We start from the raw sequence: 22,523 nt of genomic DNA, 5'->3' as shown, positions 1-22,523 counted from the left end.
GTACGCACAGAGATGTGTTTAGCCGAGCGTTACTAATTGCCCGGTCACTTTTTTTATTGGTTGAGTGATACTTTTGGTTTAGTTGATAATCAACAAAACGCTATAATATTCTATTTATTTTTTGCTTTGCTTCGTGTCTAACTTATTTAGGTGACTATAGCACAAGGGTTCCACCTCTTCCCATTCCGAACAGAGAAGTTAAGCCTTGTCACGCCGATGGTACTGCGTAATAGTGGGAGAGTAGGTAGTTGCCGTTTTAATGAGAATCCCTCTTAGTCGAAAGATTGAGAGGGATTTCTTTGTATTTTTATAACTGAATAGTATGAAAAACATATCCTTAAGTTGTTTACTACTTTTAATCCTATCTTGTCACTCACCAAAAGCACCGCAAAAGTCGGATCCTAAGGAGATACTGACAGAGTTTCAGAAAGCAATAACTCAAACAGAACTATTTCAGTATACGGTCGATCAAACAATAAGAGTGGATTATCACTCTACCTTTCGCGAAAAACTACTTACCTACAATAATAAACAAGGCGTAGTGAGCGAAGATATGGATGGCGAAATACTACGGATATTTATCGACGGCAAAGAATACAGGCACCCCGATCGTGCATTGGCGGCCCCTTTAGTGCTTTCTGAAATTAAAAATACTGTTCGTGATGCACTAAACTTTCCACAAAAATATGTTTTAGCTTCCAGAGCCGATACAGTTTTTATTACGCAGCTTGGATATGAGCAAAAACTATTATTCAACTCACAACACCTTCCTGTTTATTATGAAATTCCCAGTAGCCAGTTTGTTTATCATATCCATTATGAAAACGCTCAACCCCTCCAACAAGAAGTCGATACCTATCTGACATACATTGAACATAAAGAGCAGCAGTCCTCTTATGAATTTGGCATTTATTTGTCGAGTACCGTATGGGCTGAAGATATTAAGTATGCAGGATTGGCCGAAGCAAATAATTCGTATACAGAATGGACACTGGTAAATATTGAAAAGAAAGAACTCATTCATGTTACTACCAATAATTCCCCTTCTGAATTAGATGAAGAAATAGAAACCTGTTTTCCACAAACAATTTTTAATGAATCCATAACCGATGATTACGACTTTGCAATTGGCGGACATATTATGGAAAACGAAATAAGCTTTCCTTCTGCCAATGAATTTGTTCTGGATGAAGAGGCCTTAGAACAAGAAGCCGATGAAGCCATACAGGGCATTTATTGCGATCGCAGAACATATCCGTTTAGTATAAACAAAGAACAGTTTTTGTATGTGGATTATGCTAGCTGCGGCGAAGGCGCCTGGAGTCAGTATGAAATTTATAAGGTATACAAAGGGAAATATCAGAAAATACTGGAACAGATCATTGTGTGCGATTAAGATTCGGGCAATTCATAATTGGAATGAACTAAGTTTTTTTAAAAAGACTGTGTAATAAGTATTATTATTTGTATCTTTGTCGGCCGAATTCATTTTCTTTTTAGAAGATGTCTCAATTTTATTCCGTTAAAAAAAGGAAACTAGTTTTGGGAAAGTTTGATAAATACAGAATAGACTTAAAAGGTATGCAGGCAGATAAAATGGACTTTGAGTTCCTGCTTGATAATATCTTTTTTGCGAATATTGACAGTCCTGAAGTTCAAAAAGGAAAGGTTAATGTGAAGTTGGATGTGAAGAAAACATCGCGTGCCTTTGAATTGAACTTTCAAACTGAAGGCATTGTGTGGGTTCCTTGTGATCGGTGTTTGGATGATATGGAACAACCAGTTGCCAGTACCGATAAAATAATGGTAAAGTTTGGACGCGACTACGGAGAAGATGGCGACATCATTGTTATACCCGAAGAAGATGGTGACATTAATGTAGCATGGTTTATGTATGAGTTTATAGCTTTAGCAGTTCCAATGAAACATGTGCATGCACCAGGTAAATGTAACAAAACAATGACTGGCAAACTCAATAAGCATTTACGTACCAGTAACGACGACGAAGGTGATACCGAATTTGAATCCGCTGATGATATTGTAGTTGAAGATGATAACGAGGCACCAACCGATCCGAGATGGAATGAATTAAAGAAAATATTAGATAATAATTAAATAAATAAGAAAATGGCACATCCTAAAAGAAGACAGTCAAAAACAAGAACTGCAAAAAGAAGAACTCACGATAAAGCAGTAGCTCCAACTCTTGCAATTTGCCCTAACTGTGGCGAATGGCATGTTTACCACACTGTTTGTGGCGCTTGCGGCTACTACAGAGGAAAAATAGCTATCGAGAAAGAAGTAGCTCTATAATTTACCATTTTACCATTTACCATTTACCATTTGCTAACCAGCATTAAAATGGTGAATAGTAAATGGTAAATTTGTAATAGAGTGTTTTTCTACCAAAATCGTATCTAATGGATAAAATAAACGCAGTAATCACAGGAGTTGGCGGATATGTTCCGGATTATGTTCTCACCAATGAAGAACTATCAAGAATGGTTGATACCACCGACGAATGGATTATGACTCGTATCGGGGTTAAGGAAAGAAGAATACTGAACGAAGAAGGTTTAGGAACTTCCTATATGGCCCGCAAAGCTGTAAAACAGCTGATAAAGAAGACAAACACAAACCCGGAAGACGTTGATCTTATCATTGTTGCAACAAGCACGCCGGATTATATATTTCCATCCGTAGCATCTATTTTGTGTGAGAAAGTCGGACTAAAGAACGCTTATGCATTCGATATGTCTGCAGCATGTAGTGGCTTTCTTTTTTTGATGGAAACCGGTGCCAGCTTTATTCGTTCCGGCAGATATAAAAAGGTTATTGTTGTTGGCGCAGATAAAATGTCATCTATAACAGATTATACCGACCGCGCAACATGTCCTATCTTTGGCGATGGTGCAGCAGCATTTATGCTCGAACCTACTACAGAAGAATATGGTGTTCTTGATTCGGCATTAAGAACAGACGGTAAAGGTTTACCTTTTCTACATATGAAAGCAGGTGGTTCGGTATGCCCTCCCTCTTATTTTACCATAAACAATCACATGCATTGTGTTTATCAGGAAGGAAGAACTGTGTTTAAATATGCAGTATCAAACATGTCTGATATATCAGAATTCCTTGCAAAGAAAAACAATCTTTCCAAAGATAATCTGGATTGGATAATACCCCATCAGGCAAATATGCGCATCATTGATGCTGTTGCCCATAGAATGGAACTTCCTATGGAAAAAGTGATGGTAAATATTCAACGCTACGGAAATACCAGTGCAGCAACATTACCGTTATGTATATGGGATTACGAAGACAAGTTGAAGAAAGGTGATAACCTGATTTTTACAGCATTCGGTGCCGGATTTACCTGGGGAGCCGTGTATGTAAAATGGGGTTACGACGGCAAAAAGGCTGTCGAATAGAATTGAATATAAAAATAGAACATTGAATAACTAAGAAACGCATCCTATTATTTCGGTGCGTTTTTTTGTCTTGTTAGGAACAATATGAGTCATAAAGCAGGATTTGTGAATATAGTAGGAAACCCCAATGTAGGAAAATCTACACTGATGAATGCCTTGGTAGGCGAAAGGGTATCCATTGCCACTTTTAAGGCACAAACCACCCGTCACCGCATTATGGGGATATACAATACCGATGATATGCAGATTGTATTCTCTGATACACCTGGGGTGTTGAAACCAACTTATAAGCTTCAGGAGTCGATGCTGAACTTCTCTAAATCAGCATTAACCGATGCGGATATCTTGCTCTATATGACAGATGTTGTTGAAACCCCCGACAAGAACAATGAATTTATAGATAAAGTACGATCATTGAAAATCCCTATCTTATTATTAATTAATAAGATTGATTTGAGTAATCAGGATGAGCTGACAGCGAAAGTCGAAGCGTGGAAAGAACTTCTGCCGCAGGCCGAAATCATCCCAATCTCGGCAGCGGCTAAATTCAATGTCGAATATATAATGAAGCGCATTAAAGAGCTTCTGCCCGATTCGCCTCCTTATTTCGATAAAGATCAGTGGACGGATAAACCGGCACGCTTTTTTGTAACCGAGATTATCCGCGAAAAGATACTGTTGTATTACGACAAGGAAATACCTTACTCGGTAGAAGTTGTTGTTGAACAATTCAAAGAAGAAACAAAGAAAATAAATATCCATGCTGTTATTTATGTTGAACGCGATTCGCAAAAAGGCATTATTATTGGCAAGCAAGGAAAAGCATTAAAGAAAGTAGCTACCGAAGCCCGCAAGGAGTTGGAGCGATTTTTCGGAAAAACAATATTTCTGGAAACTTATGTGAAAGTTGATAAAGATTGGCGCAGTTCAGATAAGCAATTGCGCAATTTTGGATATCAATTGGACTAATAATAATTTACGATTAGACGATTTTCGATTTACGATTGAAGTTAGTCTGTAGATCATACAATGTAAAATCGTAAATAAAAAAACTTGTTTTTTATGGGAAACTTAGTAGCAATAGTTGGAAGACCTAATGTAGGAAAGTCTACATTGTTTAATCGGCTGACAAAAAGTCGCAGGGCGATTGTAAATGATGAAGCCGGCACAACGCGTGACAGACAATACGGAAAAACCGAATGGATAGGTAAAGAGTTCTCTGTGGTTGATACCGGTGGTTGGGTTGTAAACTCTGACGATATATTTGAAGAAGAAATTCGCAAGCAAGTACTGATGGCAGTAGAAGAAGCCGATGTAATACTGTTTGTTGTTGATGTAATGAATGGTGTTACCGACCTTGATTTGCAGGTAGCCACTATTTTACGCCGAACACAGAAGCCGGTAATTGTAGTAGCAAATAAAACCGACAATCACGATTTACAATATAATGCCCCCGAATTTTACAGTCTCGGATTAGGCGATCCATATTGCATATCAGCAGTAAGCGGAAGCGGTACAGGCGATCTGCTGGATTTGGTTGTAAGCAAGTTCAGTAAAGAAGCATCCGAATTGCTTGACGATGATATCCCCCGTTTTGCTGTAGTAGGCCGCCCCAATGCAGGTAAATCCTCATTGATTAATGCATTTATAGGCGAAGAACGTAATATTGTAACCGAAATAGCAGGTACAACCCGGGATTCAATCTACACCCGTTACAACAAATTCGGCTTTGATTTCTATCTGGTTGATACAGCCGGAATCCGCAAGAAAAGCAAGGTGAACGAAGACCTTGAATATTATTCGGTAGTACGTTCCATACGTGCAATCGAAGGTGCTGATGTATGTGTGCTTATGATTGATGCTACACGAGGCGTTGAAAGTCAGGATTTGAACATATTCTCGCTGATACAAAAAAATGCCAAAGGGCTGGTAGTAGTAATCAATAAATGGGATTTGGTTGAAGATAAAAGCAATAAGGTAATTAAGGAGTTCGAAAATGCCATCCGTACCCGTTTTGCCCCGTTTGTTGATTTTCCTATTATATTCTCTTCGGCTACAACCAAACAGAGAATCCTGAAAATACTTGAAGAAGCTAAAAAGGTGTACGACAACCGCCACATGAAGATACCAACTGCACGGTTGAACGAAGAAATGCTACCTCTGATAGAAGCATATCCGCCACCTTCGGTAAAGGGTAAGTATATAAAAATAAAGTATATAACCCAGCTGATTAATACCCAGGTGCCATCTTTTGTGTTCTTTGCCAATCTTCCACAATATGTAAAAGAGCCCTATAAACGCTTTTTGGAAAATAAGATCCGGGAAAAGTGGAACCTGACAGGAACTCCGATTCATATTTATATCCGTCAGAAGTAAATGTAAAAAGTGTCAATATTAACCACAGATTATAATCTGTTAATCTGTGGTTAAGTGGCATTGATGCTATCCCTCAATATTGTGAATCTCTACTTCTTTTACCTTTCTAAACAAGTCGGAAGCAAATATAAAGTTATTTAGACGCTCATTACTTGAGGTGAATATATCGTCTTTACTTCCCGACCACTCTTTGTTCCCTTCATAAATAAAGATAATATTCTCTCCGATACCCATCACAGAATTCATGTCGTGCGTATTAATAATGGTAGTCATATTGAATTCCAGGGTAATATCATGTATTAGTTCATCAATAACCAAAGATGTTTTGGGGTCAAGACCCGAGTTCGGCTCATCGCAAAACAAATATTTAGGTTTCAATGATATGGCACGGGCTATGGCAACACGTTTCTGCATACCACCACTTAGCTCATTGGGGAATTTATTGTGTGCATCCGATAAGTTAACACGATCCAAACAGAGCATTGCTCTTCTTTTGCGTTCTCTTAATGTTTCGTTGCTAAACATATCCAATGGAAACATTACATTGTCGAGAACAGACATGGAGTCGAATAAAGCCGCACTCTGGAAAATCATTCCCATTTCTACTTTAAGCTTTTTCTTTTCCTTTTTACTCATCCCCAGAAAGTTACGATGATCGTATAGAATCTCTCCTTTTTCCGGTTGCAACAAGCCTACTATACATTTTAGTAAAACAGTTTTTCCCGATCCGCTCTGTCCGATAATCAGGTTTGTTTTGCCATCATCGAATACTGCATTGATATCCGATAAAACATTCTTGTCTTCAAATGACTTATATAATCCTTTAATTTCGATCATGCTGTTAAGAGTTTGGTTAAAATTAAATCGGCAAATAATATCAAAACGCTACTAGATACTACCGAATTTGTTGAAGCCTTTCCCACTTCGATAGAACCACCTTCGACCGTGTAGCCAAAAAATGCCGATACACTGGCAATAATATGTGCAAAGAAAACAGATTTAATAATGCCAACCCATATAAACCGCTCTACAAACATATATTGTAAACCATATTGCAGGTCGGTTGCCATCATAATCCCTCCAAACCAGCAGGTTGCAAAAGCACCGATAACCCCAGCAAAAATACTAAAGATTACCAGGGCAGGAATTATTGTAAGCATCGCAACAATTTTGGGTAGTATAAGATAAGAAGCCGAATTTACTCCCATCGTTTCCAGTGCATCAATTTGTTGGGTGATGCGCATGGTACCCAGCTCGGAGGCAATGTTCGACCCTACCTTACCAGCAAGAATCAAACACATAATAGAAGACGAAAACTCAAGTAACATGATTTCACGGGTTACATACCCAACCGTCCACCGCGGCATCCACGGGCTTTCAATATTGTATTTAATCTGTATGGTAATAACTGCGCCAATAAAGAAAGAAATCAATAATACAATCCCTATCGAGTTAATACCCAGCTGATCAATCTCCTTAATATATTGTTTAAAATACATTCGCAACCTTTCTGGACGGGCAAAAGTGCGTTTCATTAACAAAATATATCTTCCAACTGTTTTAAGTGCTTTGAACATGTTAATTACGAGTTACAACTATACTATTTGCACGCAAATGTACATTATTTTAGCCGATTTTTACTACATTTGCCCAATATAATGAAAGCAAATAAATGAGGATATGGAAGAGAGTAGAATAGTTCTTCGTGCAGAAGACCTGGTAAAAAAATACGGAAAACGAACTGTTGTTAATCATGTTTCTTTCGATGTGAAACAGGGAGAAATTGTAGGATTACTAGGACCCAACGGTGCCGGTAAAACAACTTCTTTTTACATGACAGTAGGCTTGGTTATTGCCAACGAAGGGCGTATTTTCCTTGACGATCTTGAAATAACCAACTATCCTGTTTATAAAAGAGCCCGTACCGGTATTGGATACCTGGCGCAAGAAGCATCCGTATTCAGGCAGATGACTGTAGAAGATAATATTGCCTCTGTTCTTGAAATGACCAATAAACCCAAAGATTATCAGAAAGATAAACTTGAAAGCCTTATTGCAGAATTCCGTCTTGGGAAGGTGCGTAAAAACAAAGGTAACCAACTCTCGGGGGGCGAACGGCGCCGTACAGAAATAGCCCGTTGTTTGGCTATCGACCCCAAATTTATTATGTTAGACGAACCTTTTGCCGGAGTAGACCCTATTGCCGTAGAAGATATTCAGCAAATTGTGTGGAAACTGAAAGATAAAAATATCGGTATCTTAATTACCGACCATAATGTGCAGGAAACGCTAAGCATTACCGATAGAGCATACCTGTTGTTCGAAGGTAAAATCCTCTTCCAAGGTACTCCGGAAGAATTGGCCGAAAACCAAATTGTGCGCGAGAAGTACTTAAGTAACAGCTTTGTTTTGCGCAGAAAGGATTTCCAGCTCAATGATTAATAAAGTAATTTTGTAATTATTTTCATCCCGGTAGGATAACGCTTTTCTCCCGGTAGGATGAAGTCTTCATCCCGGTAGGATAAACGGTTTATCCCGGTAGGCGAAAGCCTTTATCCCAGTAGGATAAAACAGCACAATCAACCACCTCTAGCTTTAAAAAGACAAAAGCCCTTGCCGTTTCCGGCAGGGGCTTTAAAATAACATAGCTTCTAAAAATATATTTAGAATTTAGGTCTTGCTTCTTTTACTACCATAGTGCGTCCTTCAAATTCGGCACCATTAAGTTCAGAGATAGCTTTTGCAGCTTCTTGGTCGTCAGCCATTTCAACAAATCCAAAACCTTTAGATCTGCCAGTTTCGCGGTCAGTAACAACTTTAACTGAAGTTACAGTACCATAATCTTCTAATACTTGCTGCAAATCTGCTTCCCTAACACGATAGTTAAGGTTTCCTACATAAATGTTCATAGTGAAATAAAAAAATAAATAATTAAATAAAAAAACTCTCCGGAAGTATGGCAAGAAGAGGGATTTAAAAACAGAGAGTTTACAAATGCGTTCTAAACGGAAAGTAAAAACTTGTAATAGAAATCATACTGCTATTACGCCATTATTCCGCGACAAAGAAACGCATTAATTCTGATATAACAATTTTTTTTATTCTTTTTTTCTGTCCTGTGTTTCCGATGAAGGAATAAATTGTGCATGTTATTTGATAATTAAAAGATTAACACTAATTTTGCACGCTAAATTGATAGATGTAGTACTAACTACCATCTACTAACTACTAGCTACTAATAAACAATTAAATAACTGTCGGAATGAACATTTCATTGCAAAACATTGACAAAGTGAGCGCATTGCTTACATTAAAGATTGAGAAATCTGATTATCAGGAACAAGTAGAGAAATCTCTGAAGTCACTACGCCAAAAAGTACAGATGCCGGGATTTCGTAAAGGAATGGTTCCGATGAGCCTTGTAAAAAAGATGTATGAAAAGTCGGTAATGGGCGAAGAGATAAACAAAATAATTTCGGATAAACTCTTTGCTTATATCAAAGATAATAACATAAATATGTTAGGCGAGCCACTACCTAACGAAGAAAAACAGGCAGCTATTGACTTCGATACAATGGAAGAATTTGAATTCCTGTTCGATATAGCATTGGCTCCCGAATTTACAGTAGAAGCTACCAATAAAGACAAAGTTCCTTATTATAATATAGACGTTACAGATGAAATGGTTGATAGCCAAATCAAAAATTACACTCAACGTAGCGGAAACTATGAAAAGGTAGATACTTATCAGGATAAAGACATGCTGAAAGGTCTTATTGCTGAATTAGATGAAAACGGAAGCACTAAAGAAGGTGGCATTCAGGTAGAAGGCGCAGTTATTATGCCTGCTTACATGAAGAACGACGATCAGAAAGCATTATTTAACGATGCAAAAGTAAATGATGTGATCGTATTCAATCCATTCAACGCATTTAATGGTCATGAAGCCGAAATAGCTTCTCTGTTACATGTAGAAAAAGAACAAGTTGCCGAACTAAAATCAGATTTCAGCTATCAGGTAGAAGAAATCACCCGTTTTGTTGATGGCGAACTGAACCAGGATATCTTTGATCAGGTATTTGGTGAAGGTACAGTAAAAACCGAAGAAGAATTTCGTAACAAAATAAAAGAAGCCGTTGCTTCTCAGTTTGTTGCCGATAGCGATTACCGCTTCTTGTTGGATGCCCGTGAAATGTTGGAAACAAAGGTGGGTAAACTGGAATTCCCCGATGCACTGCTTAAACGAGTAATGCTTTTAAATAACGAAGATAAAGGCGAAAGCTTTGTAGATGAAAACTACGAAAAGAGCCTTGAAGAATTAACCTGGCATCTGATTAAAGAAAAGCTGGTAAAAGAATACGAAATTAAAGTAGAGCAGGAAGATGTTATCAATATGGCAAAAGAAGCAACCAGAGCTCAATTTGCACAATATGGCATGATGACTGTTCCAGATGATATCCTTGACAATTACGCTAAAGAAATGTTGAAAAAGAAAGAAAGCGTAGATGGCTTGGTAAATCGTGCAGTTGAGTCTAAACTTGCAGGCGCTTTGAAAGCAAAAGTAAAATTGCAAGATAAAACTGTATCACTCGACGAATTCAATAAATTATTTGAAGAGAAGTAAAGAAGTAAGGAGGTAGAGTGAGGTAAAAGGAGGTAAAGTATCCATGCAATAGTTACTTTACCTCCTTTACCTCACTCTACCTCCTTTTACCTCACTTTACCTCCTTTCTCTGTCACTTCGTCTTAAATTTACCTAAACAGCTACTTTTTAATCTGAGTTTTCAAGTTTTGGCATAAACAATGTAGGCAATAAATTGATTTATTTTTGTAGTTTTGTTTACTTGAAAAAATGAGAGGTTTGAAAACCTCTTTTGTTTTAATTTAAAAGAAAGAGAAAAATGAACGATTTTAGAAAATATGCAACCAAACATTTAGGAATGAATGGTTTAGCTTTAGATGAAGTGATCAAGTCACAACAAATGTACTATCCGGTTAATCCTTACATCCTGGAAGAAAGACAACTCAACGTAACACAGTTAGACGTGTTTTCAAGATTAATGATGGACCGTATTATCTTCCTTGGAACACAGGTAGATGATTATACAGCCAACACTTTACAAGCACAGTTGCTGTATCTTGACTCTGTAGATCAGGGAAAAGATATTTCAATATACATCAACTCTCCCGGTGGTTCGGTATATGCCGGATTAGGAATCTATGACACAATGCAATTTATTGGAAGCGATGTAGCTACTATCTGTACAGGTATGGCTGCTTCAATGGCTGCCGTACTTTTAGTGGCAGGTGCCGAAGGCAAACGTTCTGCATTGAAACACTCAAGGGTTATGATTCATCAGCCTATGGGTGGAGCACAAGGACAGGCTTCGGACATTGAAATCACAGCCCGCGAAATCCAAAAGCTCAAAAAAGAACTTTATACAATCATTGCAGACCACTCGGGCACTGATTTCGATAAAGTTTGGGCCGATTCGGATCGTGATTACTGGATGACTGCTCAGGAAGCTAAAGATTATGGAATGGTTGATGAAGTGCTTATCCGTAAACCACTTTAATAGTTTTGAGTATTGAGTTTTGAGTAATGAGTTATCCATGCGGTAACTCATCACTCAAAACCCAAAACTCAAAACTCAAAACTCAAAAGATGGAAGACTCAAAGAAAACAACAAGAAAAACAACAAAACGGCAATGTAGCTTTTGCGGACGTCCTGAAAACGAAGTAGGCTTCCTGATAACAGGAGTGAACGGTTTTATTTGCGACAGCTGTTCTGTACAAGCATACGAAATAACACAAGAGGCTTTGGGCGAAACCCAGACTTCAACAAGTGGTTTCTCTAAATTGTCGCTCAAACAACTACCCAAACCCACCGAAATAAAAGACTTCCTTGATCAATATGTTATTGGCCAGGAAGATGCAAAACGTTATTTATCCGTTTCGGTATATAATCATTATAAAAGGCTACTACAAAAAGATACCAAAGATGATGTTGAGATTGAAAAATCGAACATTATAATGGTAGGTAATACAGGTACAGGTAAAACCCTGCTTGCACGTACTATTGCCAAACTGTTGCGTGTACCTTTTACTATTGTCGACGCCACAGTTCTTACCGAAGCAGGTTATGTGGGCGAAGATATTGAAAGCCTACTTACCCGTTTGTTGCAGGTTTCCGATTATAATGTTCCGGAAGCCGAACAAGGCATTGTGTTTATCGACGAGATTGATAAGATTGCCCGCAAAAGCGACAACCCTTCTATAACCCGCGATGTTAGCGGCGAAGGTGTACAGCAAGGACTCTTGAAACTACTGGAAGGAGCAATTGTTAATGTACCCCCTCAGGGAGGCCGGAAACATCCTGAGCAAAAAATGATTCAGGTAAACACTAAGAATATTCTCTTTATTTGTGGAGGAGCTTTCGATGGCATTGAGAAAAAAATAGCTCAACGGCTTAATACACACGTTGTTGGGTTTGGTGCGGCAAAGAAAACCGGAAACATCGACCGCAGCAACATGATGCAATACATCGCCCCTCAGGATTTAAAATCCTTCGGACTTATTCCTGAAATCATAGGACGTTTACCTATACTAACATACCTTCAACCGCTCGATCATGCTGCACTGCGTGCCATACTTACAGAGCCTAAAAACTCAATAATCAAACAATACACCAAATTGCTGGCAATGGATAATGTAGAGTTAACCTTTCAGCCCGAAGTGTTCGATTATGTAGTAGACAAAGCAGTAGAATACAAATTGGGTGCACGTGGATTACGTTCGATTATCGAAACCATTATGATGGATATAATGTTTGTAATACCTACCCAGGACATTCAGGAGTATGAAGTTACACTCGATTACGCAAAACAACAGCTCGAAAAAGCTAATTTTGCCGGCTTACATACTGCTTAAAACTCATAAAAGCGGCATAAAAGCAACGTGTGTACAGTTTTTCTCAAAATATTAGTCGAAATTTACTTGTTATATTAGAACTTGTTTCTAACTTTGTTTGAACCATATCGCTATGAGCTGGTAAGACAGTGAATTGAATAAAGCACATATAAAAAACAATGGCAGGAACTATAAATTTAACAAGCCAGTTAAAAAAACATTTTGGGTTTGACAAGTTCAAAGGTAATCAGGAAGCAATCATTTTGAATTTGCTTAATGGAAATGATACCTTTGTATTGATGCCAACAGGAGGGGGGAAGTCATTATGTTATCAGTTACCTTCATTGCTAATGGAAGGTACAGCCATCGTTATTTCACCACTGATTGCTTTAATGAAGAATCAGGTTGATGCAATGCGTAACTTCAGCGAAGAAGATGGAATAGCACATTTCATTAATTCATCATTGAATAAAAGCGCCATTGATCAGGTAAAAACGGACATATTAAGTGGAAGAACCAAACTGCTGTATGTAGCACCCGAATCGTTAACGAAAGTAGAGAATATTGATTTCCTGAAGGATGTAAAAATCTCATTTTATGCAGTAGACGAGGCACACTGTATATCCGAATGGGGGCACGACTTCCGTCCGGAATACCGGCGGATTCGTCCAATTATAAATGAAATAGGATCGGCACCCGTTATTGCGCTTACAGCTACTGCAACGCCAAAAGTTCAGCATGATATCCAGAAAAATCTGGGGATGGCGGACTCAATCGTCTTTAAGTCGTCCTTTAATCGGTCTAACTTATATTATGAGGTAAAAGCAAAAACCAATAATGTAGACCGGGATATTATTAAGTTTATCAGGAATAATCCGGAAAAGTCGGGGATTATTTACTGTTTAAGTCGTAAAAAAGTAGAAGAACTAGCCGAAATACTTCAGGCCAACGGCATAAATGCCCGTGCCTATCATGCCGGTATGGATTCTGCCACCCGCAGCCAGAACCAGGATGATTTTTTGATGGAGAAAATCGAAGTTATTGTTGCTACCATTGCATTTGGAATGGGTATCGACAAACCCGATGTTCGGTATGTAATTCACTATGATATTCCTAAAAGCCTGGAAGGGTACTACCAGGAAACCGGTCGTGCAGGTCGCGACGGTGGAGAGGGCAAATGTGTAACTTTCTATACTAACAAGGACTTGCAAAAACTTGAAAAATTTATGCAAGGAAAACCTGTGGCTGAACAGGAAATAGGCAAACAACTATTGCAAGAAACTGCGGCTTATGCCGAATCATCCGTATGTCGGCGTAGGTCATTATTACATTATTTTGGAGAAGAATATACGGAAGAAAATTGTGGAAATTGTGACAACTGTTTAAACCCTAAAAAACAAGTGGAAGCTCAAGAATTATTGTGTTCAGTATTAGAAACTGTTATTGCAGTCAAAGAAAATTTTAAAGCAGAATATATTATCGATATCCTACAAGGAAAAGAAACTTCCGAAGTGCAGGCTCATTTGCACGAAGATCTGGAAGTGTTTGGCTCCGGAATGGGCGAGGACGACAAAGTATGGAACGCTGTTATCCGTCAGGCCCTTATAGCAGGATATCTAAGTAAGGATGTAGAAAACTACGGTACACTTAAAGTTACCGATAGTGGAAAGAAATTCCTGAAGTCGCCTAAATCATTCAAGATAACCGAAGACAATGATTTTGAAGAAGTAGAAGAAGAAGCACCCGCACGCTCGGGAGGCTCTTGTGCAGTAGACCCGGTTCTTTTCTCAATGTTGAAAGACCTGAGAAAGAAATTATCAAAGAAACTGGAAGTTCCTCCTTATGTAATATTCCAGGATCCATCGCTCGAAGCAATGGCTACTATTTATCCGGTAACATTAGACGAACTACAAAACATTCCCGGAGTAGGAGCAGGTAAAGCAAAAAGATATGGAGCCGAATTCTGCGTTCTGATAAAAAGACACTGCGAAGAAAACGAAATAGAACGTCCCGAAGACCTTCGTGTACGTACAGTAGCTAATAAATCAAAACTGAAAGTTTCAATTATACAATCTATCGACCGTAAAGTTGCTTTAGACGACATTGCTCTTTCCAAAGGAATAGAATTCAGTGAGTTGTTAGATGAAGTAGAAGCTATTGTATATTCAGGAACCAAGTTGAATATAGATTACTTCCTGAACGAAATCATGGACGAAGACCACCTGTTAGACATCTACGATTACTTCCGCGAATCAACAACCGATAAACTGGAAGATGCTATGGACGAATTAGGCGAAGATTATACAGAAGATGAAATCCGTTTGGTACGTATCAAATTTATCTCCGAAATGGCCAATTAAGTTTTGAGTAATGAGTTTTGAGTAATGAGTCTTAAAAACTCATCACTCATAACTCATAACTCAAAACTTATAACTATATTTGCACGCAATAAATTTTAATCATATATCTTTATGTCATTTATTGCTGATAGAATAGTCATGGACGGGTTGACCTATGACGACGTTTTGCTTATTCCCGCTTACTCCGAAGTATTACCCCGCACAGTCGAGCTTACGACAAAATTTTCCAAGAACATTGAGTTAAAAATACCTTTTGTTACTGCTGCTATGGACACAGTGACAGAAGCTAAAATGGCTATTGCTATAGCGCGCGAAGGTGGTATTGGCGTTATTCACAAGAATATGTCGATCCAGAATCAGGCTAAACAAGTTGCCATTGTGAAGAGAGCCGAGAATGGTATGATCTACGATCCTGTAACCATTCAAAAAGGTTCAACCGTTCGCGATGCTTTAGGTATAATGGCCGAATACAAAATTGGTGGTATTCCTGTTGTCGACGATAATAGAATGCTTGTTGGAATTGTAACCAATCGCGACCTTCGTTTCGAAAGAAACATGGATAAGCGAATTGATGAGGTAATGACAAAAGATAACCTGGTAACAACAAACCAGTCTACCGATCTTGAAGCTGCAGCCGATATTCTTCAGAAGTATAAGATAGAAAAACTTCCTGTAGTTGATAAAGAAGGAAAACTGATTGGTCTTGTTACTTATAAAGATATTACCAAAGCCAAGAATAAACCCATGGCTTGCAAAGATTCTAAAGGACGCTTGCGTGTTGCTGCCGGAGTAGGGGTAACTGCCGATACAATGGAACGTATCAAAGCTTTGGTCGATGCAGGTGTAGATGCCATTGTAATTGATACCGCTCACGGACATTCGGCTTTTGTTATCGAAAAGTTGAAAGAAGCCAAAAAAGAATTCCCACAAATAGATATTGTTGTAGGTAACATAGCCACTGGCGAAGCAGCTAAAATGCTTGTTGAAGCAGGTGCCGATGGCGTTAAAGTAGGTATCGGTCCAGGTTCAATTTGTACAACACGTGTTGTTGCCGGAGTAGGAGTACCTCAGCTATCGGCTGTTTACGATGTAGCAAAAGCACTTAAAGGAACCGGAATTCCATTAATTGCCGATGGTGGTTTACGTTACTCGGGCGATGTTGTTAAAGCATTGGCTGCCGGTGGATGTTCGGTTATGATTGGTTCGTTGGTTGCAGGAACCGAAGAAAGCCCCGGCGATACAATCATCTTCAATGGCCGTAAATTCAAGTCATACCGTGGAATGGGTTCGCTCGAAGCGATGGAGAACGGATCGAAAGACCGCTATTTCCAGAGTGGCGAAGCTGATGTAAAGAAGCTGGTACCCGAAGGTATTGCTGCCCGTGTTCCTTATAAAGGCACTCTTTATGAAGTAATATATCAATTAACTGGTGGCTTACGTGCTGGTATGGGATACTGCGGAGCTGCAAACATTGAGAAACTTCATGAAGCTAAGTTCACTCGTATAACCAATGCCGGTGTAATGGAAAGTCATCCGCACGATGTAACTATAACAAGTGAATCGCCGAATTATAGCCGTCCACAATAGTTTTAATTAGACACGGATAACACGGATGACACGGATTTAAAAACACGGATTATTCTTTAACTTTAAGTTCAAAACAATTCATAACCCCGAAGTGGGTTGATTACTTAAAGAATAATCCGTGTTTTAAATCCGTGTCATCTGTGCAATCCGTGTCTAAAATATGTAATTATGAAAAGATATTTCGCCCTGATCCCAGTGGTCTTATTCAGCTTAACCGTTTGTGCACAAGTACAGCGCAATCCTGTATTGATGAGAATAAACGGTAAGGAAATATCTCTCTCCGAATTTCAATCTCAATATAATAAGAACGCAAACAGGATGCCTCTGAATGAGTATCTTGATCTTTTTATTGATAATCAGCTAAAAATATCAGAAGCCAGAACACTGGGAATTGATACAACCACCGCCTTCGTATCCCAACTAAAAGCCTATCGGCGTCAAATGTCCAAATCGTATTTTCTTAATAATGCTCAACTACAGCCCACAGGGAAAAGCAAAGAAAATACATACATCGAAGGATTGCATATCTACAAATACCTGCCACAGAATACCCCAATCAAACAAGTGAGTAAAATTGAGCAGCAAATGGATTCGCTGCACCGGGCTATTAAAACAAATCCTTCTATTGATTTTACAACATTAGTTAATCAATACTCTCATGACACAGATACTTTTTGTGTATGCCGGCTACAGATGCCCGAAGAATTTGAGAAAGTTGCTTTTAATTTGAACAAAGGCGAGGTTTCTGCCCCATTCTTTACTCCGCAAGGAATACATATCGTAAAGGTTCTGGATAGAAAGAAAAACATTACCGAAGCATATTCCAGAGATATTCAGGACGATGCTTTCTTGAATAGAATAAAAGCAGCATCGGGCTATGCTCCCAATCAGAACGCTTTTGATGAACTGTTGGCTAAAGGCGAAACCCAGAAAACACTTTTCACCATTGCTGGTAAGTCCTATACCGGAAATGATTTTGCTTACTTCTCGCAGGATAATACCCGGAGTATTCAATTACGGATAAATGACTTCGTCCGTAAATCATTGTACAGTTATGAAAACAGTAGATTGGATTTAGAATTCAGCCAAGCAATACAAGCGTACAGTGATGTATTTCTTTTATCGGGTATAAATCGCAGAATATCAGAGAACATACGTAACGAAAAAGAAATAGAAGCTTATTTCTCTGATCATAAAAAGCACTATCGTTGGGAACTACCCCGTTACAAGGGGTTAGTAATACATACCCAAGACAAGAAAACCGGAAAAAAGATAAAGAAACAACTACGTAAAATTCCGGAGAAAGAACAAATGGCTTTTTTACAAAGAACATATAACGGAACTATAATTGCCGAACAAGGAACTTTTGCTGTGGCACAGAATGGCTTTGTCGACAAAATGGTTTTTAAAGTTGGTAGCTATACTCCAATAAAAACACATCCCTTTACCGTGCTGGTAGGGCGAAAAGTAAAAGGTCCCGAAAGTTACGAAGAGGTTCGGGAAGTGGTGATTTCCGACTATCAAAAAGATTGGGAAGAACGTTGGCTATCGCATTTACGCAAAAAAAGTAAGGTTGAAATTAACCAAGAGGTTTTAAAAACAGTTAATAATCACTGATGTAATTGAATATTACGCTATCTTCGTACCTTAAAACAATATTTATTCTTCTATAAAGTCTAAGTATAAGAACATTTACTATGCGAACAATAGTTTTTCTATTGCTTTTTTCACTAATATATGCTTCATGCAGTGATTCTAAAACATCCGCAGAGGCTAATGTTCTTGCAGAAGTTAACGGTAACTTCTTATACAAGGACGATTTGCAAGCAGCACTGCCTTATGGCCTATCTTATGATGACAGTGTAATGTTTGCCAGAAACTATATTCGTAACTGGGCAGAAAATATATTATTGTATGATGTTGCCAAAGAGAATATAAAAGACAATCTTAAAGTGGATGAACTGGTTGAGAATTACCGCAGATCGTTGATTGTTCATTCATATCAGCAAGAATTAGTGAACCAAAGAGTCTCTACAAATATCTCCGAAGATGAAATAGCTGCTTATTATGAAGATAACAAAGAAGCCTTTGTTGTAAAAACGCCACTGATTAAAGGGCTGTTCATAAAAGTACCTGTTAATGCTCCCCGTTTAAACGACGTACGCGATTGGTATAGAACCGAAACCTATGATGCGGTTGAAAACCTCGAAAAGTATAGTTTGCTCAATGCAGTAAGCTATGATTATTTTTATGATAAATGGACACTGGTGTCTGATATCCTGGCAAAAATGCCATTGAAAGGGAACAAACCCGAAGAGTATATAAATAAAAACAGACATATTGAGCTGCAAGATACTGAATTCTATTATTTCCTGAATGTAACTGAGTATTTGAACGAGGGCGATCAGGAACCCTATGATTTTGCAAGACTTGAAGCTAAAGATATGCTGATTAATATAAAGAAGATAGACTTCATGAGAAATCAAAAAACAGATATGTTTAATGAAGCTATACGGAAGAATAAGATTAAATCCAATTATTTAGAATAAAGCATGAAGGAATTTGCTAACTTGAAATTAATGTTCCTGCTGGCGTTTGTATTATGTGCCGGCACAATTTATGGGCAAGATAATGTTATCGATGAAGTGGTTTGGGTGGTAGGTGACGATGCCATTTTGAAGTCGGATGTGGAAGAATACCGGCTGAATGCCCAATATTCAGGCCGTAGATTCCAGGGCGACCCTTATTGTATTATACCAGAAGAACTGGCGGTTCAGAAACTGTATCTTCACCAGGCCAAACTGGATAGTATTGATGTAAGCGAAAGCGAAGTAATTCAACGCGTAGAGTACCAGATGAATATGTATATTGAAGATGTAGGCTCGCGCGAGAAACTCGAAGAGTACTTCAATAAAACATCGACCCAGATACGTGAAGCCATGCGCGAGAATGTGCGCGATGGATTAACTGTACAAAAAATGCAGCAAAAGCTTATCGGTGAAGTAAAAGTAACTCCTTCCGAAGTTCGCCGCTACTTCAAAGACCTGCCCGAAGACAGTATTCCTTTTGTACCTACTCAGGTAGAAGTACAAATCATTACCCAACAACCCAAAATTCCAATTGAAGAAATTGACGATGTAAAACGCCGGTTGCGCGAATATACCGACCGTGTAAACTCCGGAGATATAGAATTTGCAACATTGGCTCGTCTTTACTCCGAAGATAAAGGTTCGGCATTGAATGGTGGCGAAACTCCTTTCTGGGGTAGAGGTAATATGGTGCCCGAGTATGCTGCAGTTGCTTTCAACCTTCAAGACCCCAATAAAGTATCGAAGATTGTAGAAACCGAATATGGTTTTCATATTATTCAGTTGATAGAAAAACGTGGCGACCGTATTAAAACCCGTCATATATTACTTAAACCTAAGGTATCTGATACCGAACTTACAGCAGCAACATCCCGGCTCGACTCTATTGCCAACGATATCCGCAGCGAGAAATTTACTTTCGATCAGGCAGCATCAGCTCTTTCGCACGATAAGGATACCCGTAATAACAATGGATTGCTTCCTAACCCTTACAATAATACTTCGCGTTTCGAAATGCAGCAATTGCCACAGGAAATTGCTAAAGTGGTAGAAAACATGAAGATAGGCGAGATCTCGGATGCTTTTACCATGGTAAATCAAAAAGACGGAAAAGAAGTTTGTGCTGTTGTAAAACTCAAAGCAAGAATCAACGGTCATAAAGCTACCATTGCCGAAGACTATCAACGGTTAAAAGAAATTGTGATAGAAAGCAAACAGGAAAAAATGCTTGAGAAATGGATTGTTGATAAACTAAGAAATACTTATGTACGTATAAACGATGATTGGAAGGGCTGTGAATTCAAATACACAGGTTGGATTAAAGACTAAAATGATTTGTAAATAGTAAATGAAAAGGCTCTTTTTAATTCTATATTTGTTTGGTTTTACAATAATTACTGCACAAACCTCGGCAGGACAGTCGCCCCAACAAAAGAAAAAAACGCGGGTCGATTTGGTTCATGCCGATGAATACAAAGTAGATAAACAGAACCATCCGGATGCACAAGTGCTTGTAGGATCGGTAGTGTTTCTGCATGATAGCATGTATATGTATTGTGATAGTGCATTGATTTATGAAATGACCAACTCTTTCGAGGCCTTCGATAATGTTCGGATGGAACAAGGCGATACATTATTTATATATGGTGATTATCTGTATTACGATGGCATGTCGCAACTGGCCGAGCTTCGTAACAATGTGAAGATGATTAACCGCAACACCACCCTTACAACAGATAGCTTAAACTACGACCGCCTCTTTAACTTTGGATATTACTTTGAGGGCGGTATGCTTACCGACGAACAAAACATTCTGACTTCGGATTGGGGCGAGTATAGCCCATCTACCAAAATAGCAGTTTTCAATCACGAAGTAGTGTTAGAGAATCCACAGTTTACTCTTTACTCCGATACCCTGAAGTATAGTACAGAATCAAAGATTGCAACTATTCTGGGACCTTCGAATATTGTTAGCGATCAAAACCACATCTATTCCGAAAGAGGAATTTATGATACTTCGAACGATGTAGGCGAGTTGATGGACCGCTCTATCCTAACCAATCAGGGAAAAAAACTAACTGGTGATAGTTTATATTACAACCGCAAAGGTGGGTATGGCGAAGCATTCCAAAATGTGGTAATGACAGATACCATAAACAAAAACATGCTTAAAGGCAATTATTGTTTTTATAACGAACGAACCGATTATGCTTTTGCTACCGATCGCGCAGTTGTGATAGATTATTCGCAACAAGCAGATAGCTTGTATATGCATGCCGATACACTGAAAATGATTACCTATAACCCCAAAACAGACAGTGTGCACCGCGAAGTCAGGGCCTATCATAAAGTTAGAGTGTACCGTACAGATATTCAGGCAGTTTGCGACTCATTGTTGTATAGCTCAAAAGATTCTTGTTTATACATGTACACCGATCCTATTATATGGAACGGACCGCAACAACTACTGGGCGAGGAAATCCGTGTATATATGAACGATAGTACTATCGACTGGGCTCATATTATCAATCAGGCACTAACAGTAGAGCGAAAAGACTCGGTTAGTTATAATCAGGTAGCAGGTAAAGAAATAAAAGCATACTTTATTGATGGTGAAGCCAGAAAGGTTGATGTAATAGGTAATGTACTTGTAGCCTACTATCCCGAAGAAAAGGATGGAGCAATGATGGGCTTAAACAGTTCCGAAACAAGTTTGTTAAACATGTACCTGAGTAACCGTAAGATGGATAAAATGGTAATGAGTCCTAAATCTAACGGAGTAATATACCCCATGGACCAGATTCCACCCGACAAATTACGCCTGCCTAATTTTGCCTGGTTCGATTATATACGTCCGCTGAATAAAGATGATATTTTTAACTGGCGAGGAAAAAAAGCAAGCGAAACATTACGGAAAAGTACAAGAAAACCTGTAACTTCGCCTAAACGAGAACTAGTAAATCCAATGTAGCTATGGGAATGTTTAGTGTAAGAAAACCACGCCGCTTTAATCATCAATATATCTATGTAGACGAGCGGAAAGAGAAGCTGGCAAAGATGGAAGAAGCTGCCAAGCGAGAATTGGGAATGGCACCTCCCGAAGAGGTAAAACCTGAAAGCATCCGTGGAAAGTTTGTTGAAGGAACAACACACCTTAAGCGTAGAAAAGAAAAAGGAAAGAAACCGCTTTCGGCCATGCTACTCATTGTTTTTATTATACTACTTGTGTTTTTATGGCATTACCTGGTTACAGGAAATTGGAGTTTTTAGA

At 38.6% G+C, this 22,523-nt stretch carries 20 protein-coding genes and 1 rRNA gene; 18 read left to right on the top strand and 3 right to left on the bottom strand.

The genetic code is table 11. From position 1 onward, the window contains the following. Nucleotides 1-146: 146 nt before the first annotated feature. The 7 genes from rrf (at nt 147) to der (ending at nt 5,807) form a co-directional block, all read left to right on the top strand. Nucleotides 147-257, top strand: a 5S ribosomal RNA gene (gene rrf / locus D0T85_RS17675). Nucleotides 258-322: 65 nt separating this feature from the next. Beyond that, the gene (locus D0T85_RS17670) at nt 323-1,396 is read left to right on the top strand and encodes a hypothetical protein (protein WP_163214851.1); all 1,074 of its coding nucleotides are present in this window, start codon (nt 323-325) and stop codon (nt 1,394-1,396) included. Nucleotides 1,397-1,542: 146 nt separating this feature from the next. Next, nucleotides 1,543-2,115, top strand: a complete 573-nt coding sequence (locus D0T85_RS17665; protein WP_163214850.1) for a DUF177 domain-containing protein — start codon at nt 1,543-1,545, stop codon at nt 2,113-2,115. Between the two features lie 12 nt (nt 2,116-2,127). Beyond that, nucleotides 2,128-2,313, top strand: a complete 186-nt coding sequence (rpmF, locus tag D0T85_RS17660; protein ID WP_163214849.1) for a 50S ribosomal protein L32 — start codon at nt 2,128-2,130, stop codon at nt 2,311-2,313. A 107-nt stretch (nt 2,314-2,420) separates the two neighbouring features. Further along, entirely contained in the window at nt 2,421-3,431 is a 1,011-nt protein-coding gene (locus D0T85_RS17655; RefSeq protein ID WP_163214848.1) for a beta-ketoacyl-ACP synthase III, read from the top strand. A gap of 84 nt (nt 3,432-3,515) precedes the next feature. Further along, nucleotides 3,516-4,400, top strand: a complete 885-nt coding sequence (gene era / locus D0T85_RS17650) for a GTPase Era (RefSeq protein ID WP_163214847.1) — start codon at nt 3,516-3,518, stop codon at nt 4,398-4,400. A gap of 93 nt (nt 4,401-4,493) precedes the next feature. Continuing rightward, on the top strand, nt 4,494-5,807 hold the full coding sequence (gene der / locus D0T85_RS17645) for a ribosome biogenesis GTPase Der (protein WP_163214846.1): 1,314 nt from the start codon (nt 4,494-4,496) through the stop codon (nt 5,805-5,807). Nucleotides 5,808-5,873: 66 nt separating this feature from the next. Here der and D0T85_RS17640 read toward each other — a convergent pair whose 3' ends face one another. Then, nucleotides 5,874-6,644 carry an ABC transporter ATP-binding protein gene (locus tag D0T85_RS17640; protein ID WP_163214845.1) on the bottom strand — a complete coding sequence of 257 codons (771 nt, stop codon included), beginning with the start codon at nt 6,642-6,644 and terminating at the stop codon, nt 5,874-5,876. Further along, complete coding sequence (locus D0T85_RS17635; protein ID WP_163214844.1) at nt 6,641-7,384, bottom strand: ABC transporter permease; 744 nt, start codon at nt 7,382-7,384, stop codon at nt 6,641-6,643. Before D0T85_RS17635 ends, D0T85_RS17640 begins: the two co-directional genes overlap by 4 nt. Nucleotides 7,385-7,487: 103 nt before the next feature. On the opposite strand from D0T85_RS17635, the gene lptB reads away from it, so the two are divergent. Then, a complete protein-coding gene (lptB, locus tag D0T85_RS17630) occupies nt 7,488-8,249 on the top strand; it encodes an LPS export ABC transporter ATP-binding protein (protein ID WP_163214843.1) in 762 nt (253 codons plus the stop codon). 221 nt (nt 8,250-8,470) lie between these two features. On the opposite strand, the gene D0T85_RS17625 is transcribed toward lptB, so the two are convergent. After that, nucleotides 8,471-8,716 carry an RNA-binding protein gene (locus tag D0T85_RS17625; RefSeq protein WP_163214842.1) on the bottom strand — a complete coding sequence of 82 codons (246 nt, stop codon included), beginning with the start codon at nt 8,714-8,716 and terminating at the stop codon, nt 8,471-8,473. Nucleotides 8,717-9,069: 353 nt separating this feature from the next. Between D0T85_RS17625 and tig the strand changes: the two genes are divergently transcribed. The 10 genes from tig to D0T85_RS17575 all read left to right on the top strand — a co-directional run bounded on the left by tig (nt 9,070) and on the right by D0T85_RS17575 (nt 22,522). Beyond that, the gene (gene tig / locus D0T85_RS17620; protein ID WP_163214841.1) at nt 9,070-10,431 is read left to right on the top strand and encodes a trigger factor; all 1,362 of its coding nucleotides are present in this window, start codon (nt 9,070-9,072) and stop codon (nt 10,429-10,431) included. A 277-nt stretch (nt 10,432-10,708) separates the two neighbouring features. Next, nucleotides 10,709-11,383: an ATP-dependent Clp endopeptidase proteolytic subunit ClpP gene (gene clpP / locus D0T85_RS17615; RefSeq protein WP_163214840.1), complete on the top strand. Its 675-nt coding sequence runs from the start codon at nt 10,709-10,711 to the stop codon at nt 11,381-11,383. Between the two features lie 89 nt (nt 11,384-11,472). Then, nucleotides 11,473-12,738, top strand: a complete 1,266-nt coding sequence (clpX, locus tag D0T85_RS17610) for an ATP-dependent Clp protease ATP-binding subunit ClpX (protein ID WP_163214839.1) — start codon at nt 11,473-11,475, stop codon at nt 12,736-12,738. 158 nt (nt 12,739-12,896) lie between these two features. Then, a complete protein-coding gene (recQ, locus tag D0T85_RS17605; protein ID WP_163214838.1) occupies nt 12,897-15,077 on the top strand; it encodes a DNA helicase RecQ in 2,181 nt (726 codons plus the stop codon). A gap of 111 nt (nt 15,078-15,188) precedes the next feature. Further along, a complete protein-coding gene (gene guaB / locus D0T85_RS17600; protein WP_163214837.1) occupies nt 15,189-16,664 on the top strand; it encodes an IMP dehydrogenase in 1,476 nt (491 codons plus the stop codon). Nucleotides 16,665-16,832: 168 nt separating this feature from the next. Beyond that, the gene (locus D0T85_RS17595; RefSeq protein WP_163214836.1) at nt 16,833-18,281 is read left to right on the top strand and encodes a peptidylprolyl isomerase; all 1,449 of its coding nucleotides are present in this window, start codon (nt 16,833-16,835) and stop codon (nt 18,279-18,281) included. An 80-nt stretch (nt 18,282-18,361) separates the two neighbouring features. Beyond that, nucleotides 18,362-19,213, top strand: a complete 852-nt coding sequence (locus tag D0T85_RS17590) for a peptidylprolyl isomerase (RefSeq protein WP_163214835.1) — start codon at nt 18,362-18,364, stop codon at nt 19,211-19,213. Nucleotides 19,214-19,216: 3 nt separating this feature from the next. Then, nucleotides 19,217-20,581, top strand: coding sequence for a peptidylprolyl isomerase (locus D0T85_RS17585; RefSeq protein ID WP_163214834.1), 1,365 nt, complete (start codon nt 19,217-19,219; stop codon nt 20,579-20,581). 19 nt (nt 20,582-20,600) lie between these two features. Further along, nucleotides 20,601-22,223 carry an OstA-like protein gene (locus D0T85_RS17580; RefSeq protein WP_163214833.1) on the top strand — a complete coding sequence of 541 codons (1,623 nt, stop codon included), beginning with the start codon at nt 20,601-20,603 and terminating at the stop codon, nt 22,221-22,223. Nucleotides 22,224-22,225: 2 nt separating this feature from the next. Further along, a complete protein-coding gene (locus D0T85_RS17575) occupies nt 22,226-22,522 on the top strand; it encodes a hypothetical protein (RefSeq protein ID WP_163214832.1) in 297 nt (98 codons plus the stop codon). Nucleotide 22,523: the final 1 nt, after the last annotated feature.

Source organism: Bacteroides sp. 519 (assembly GCF_010500955.1).
Taxonomy (GTDB): domain Bacteria; phylum Bacteroidota; class Bacteroidia; order Bacteroidales; family Bacteroidaceae; genus Bacteroides.
The sequence above is the reverse complement of the archived record's forward strand: the minus strand, read 5'-3'. Positions and strand labels throughout refer to the sequence as shown.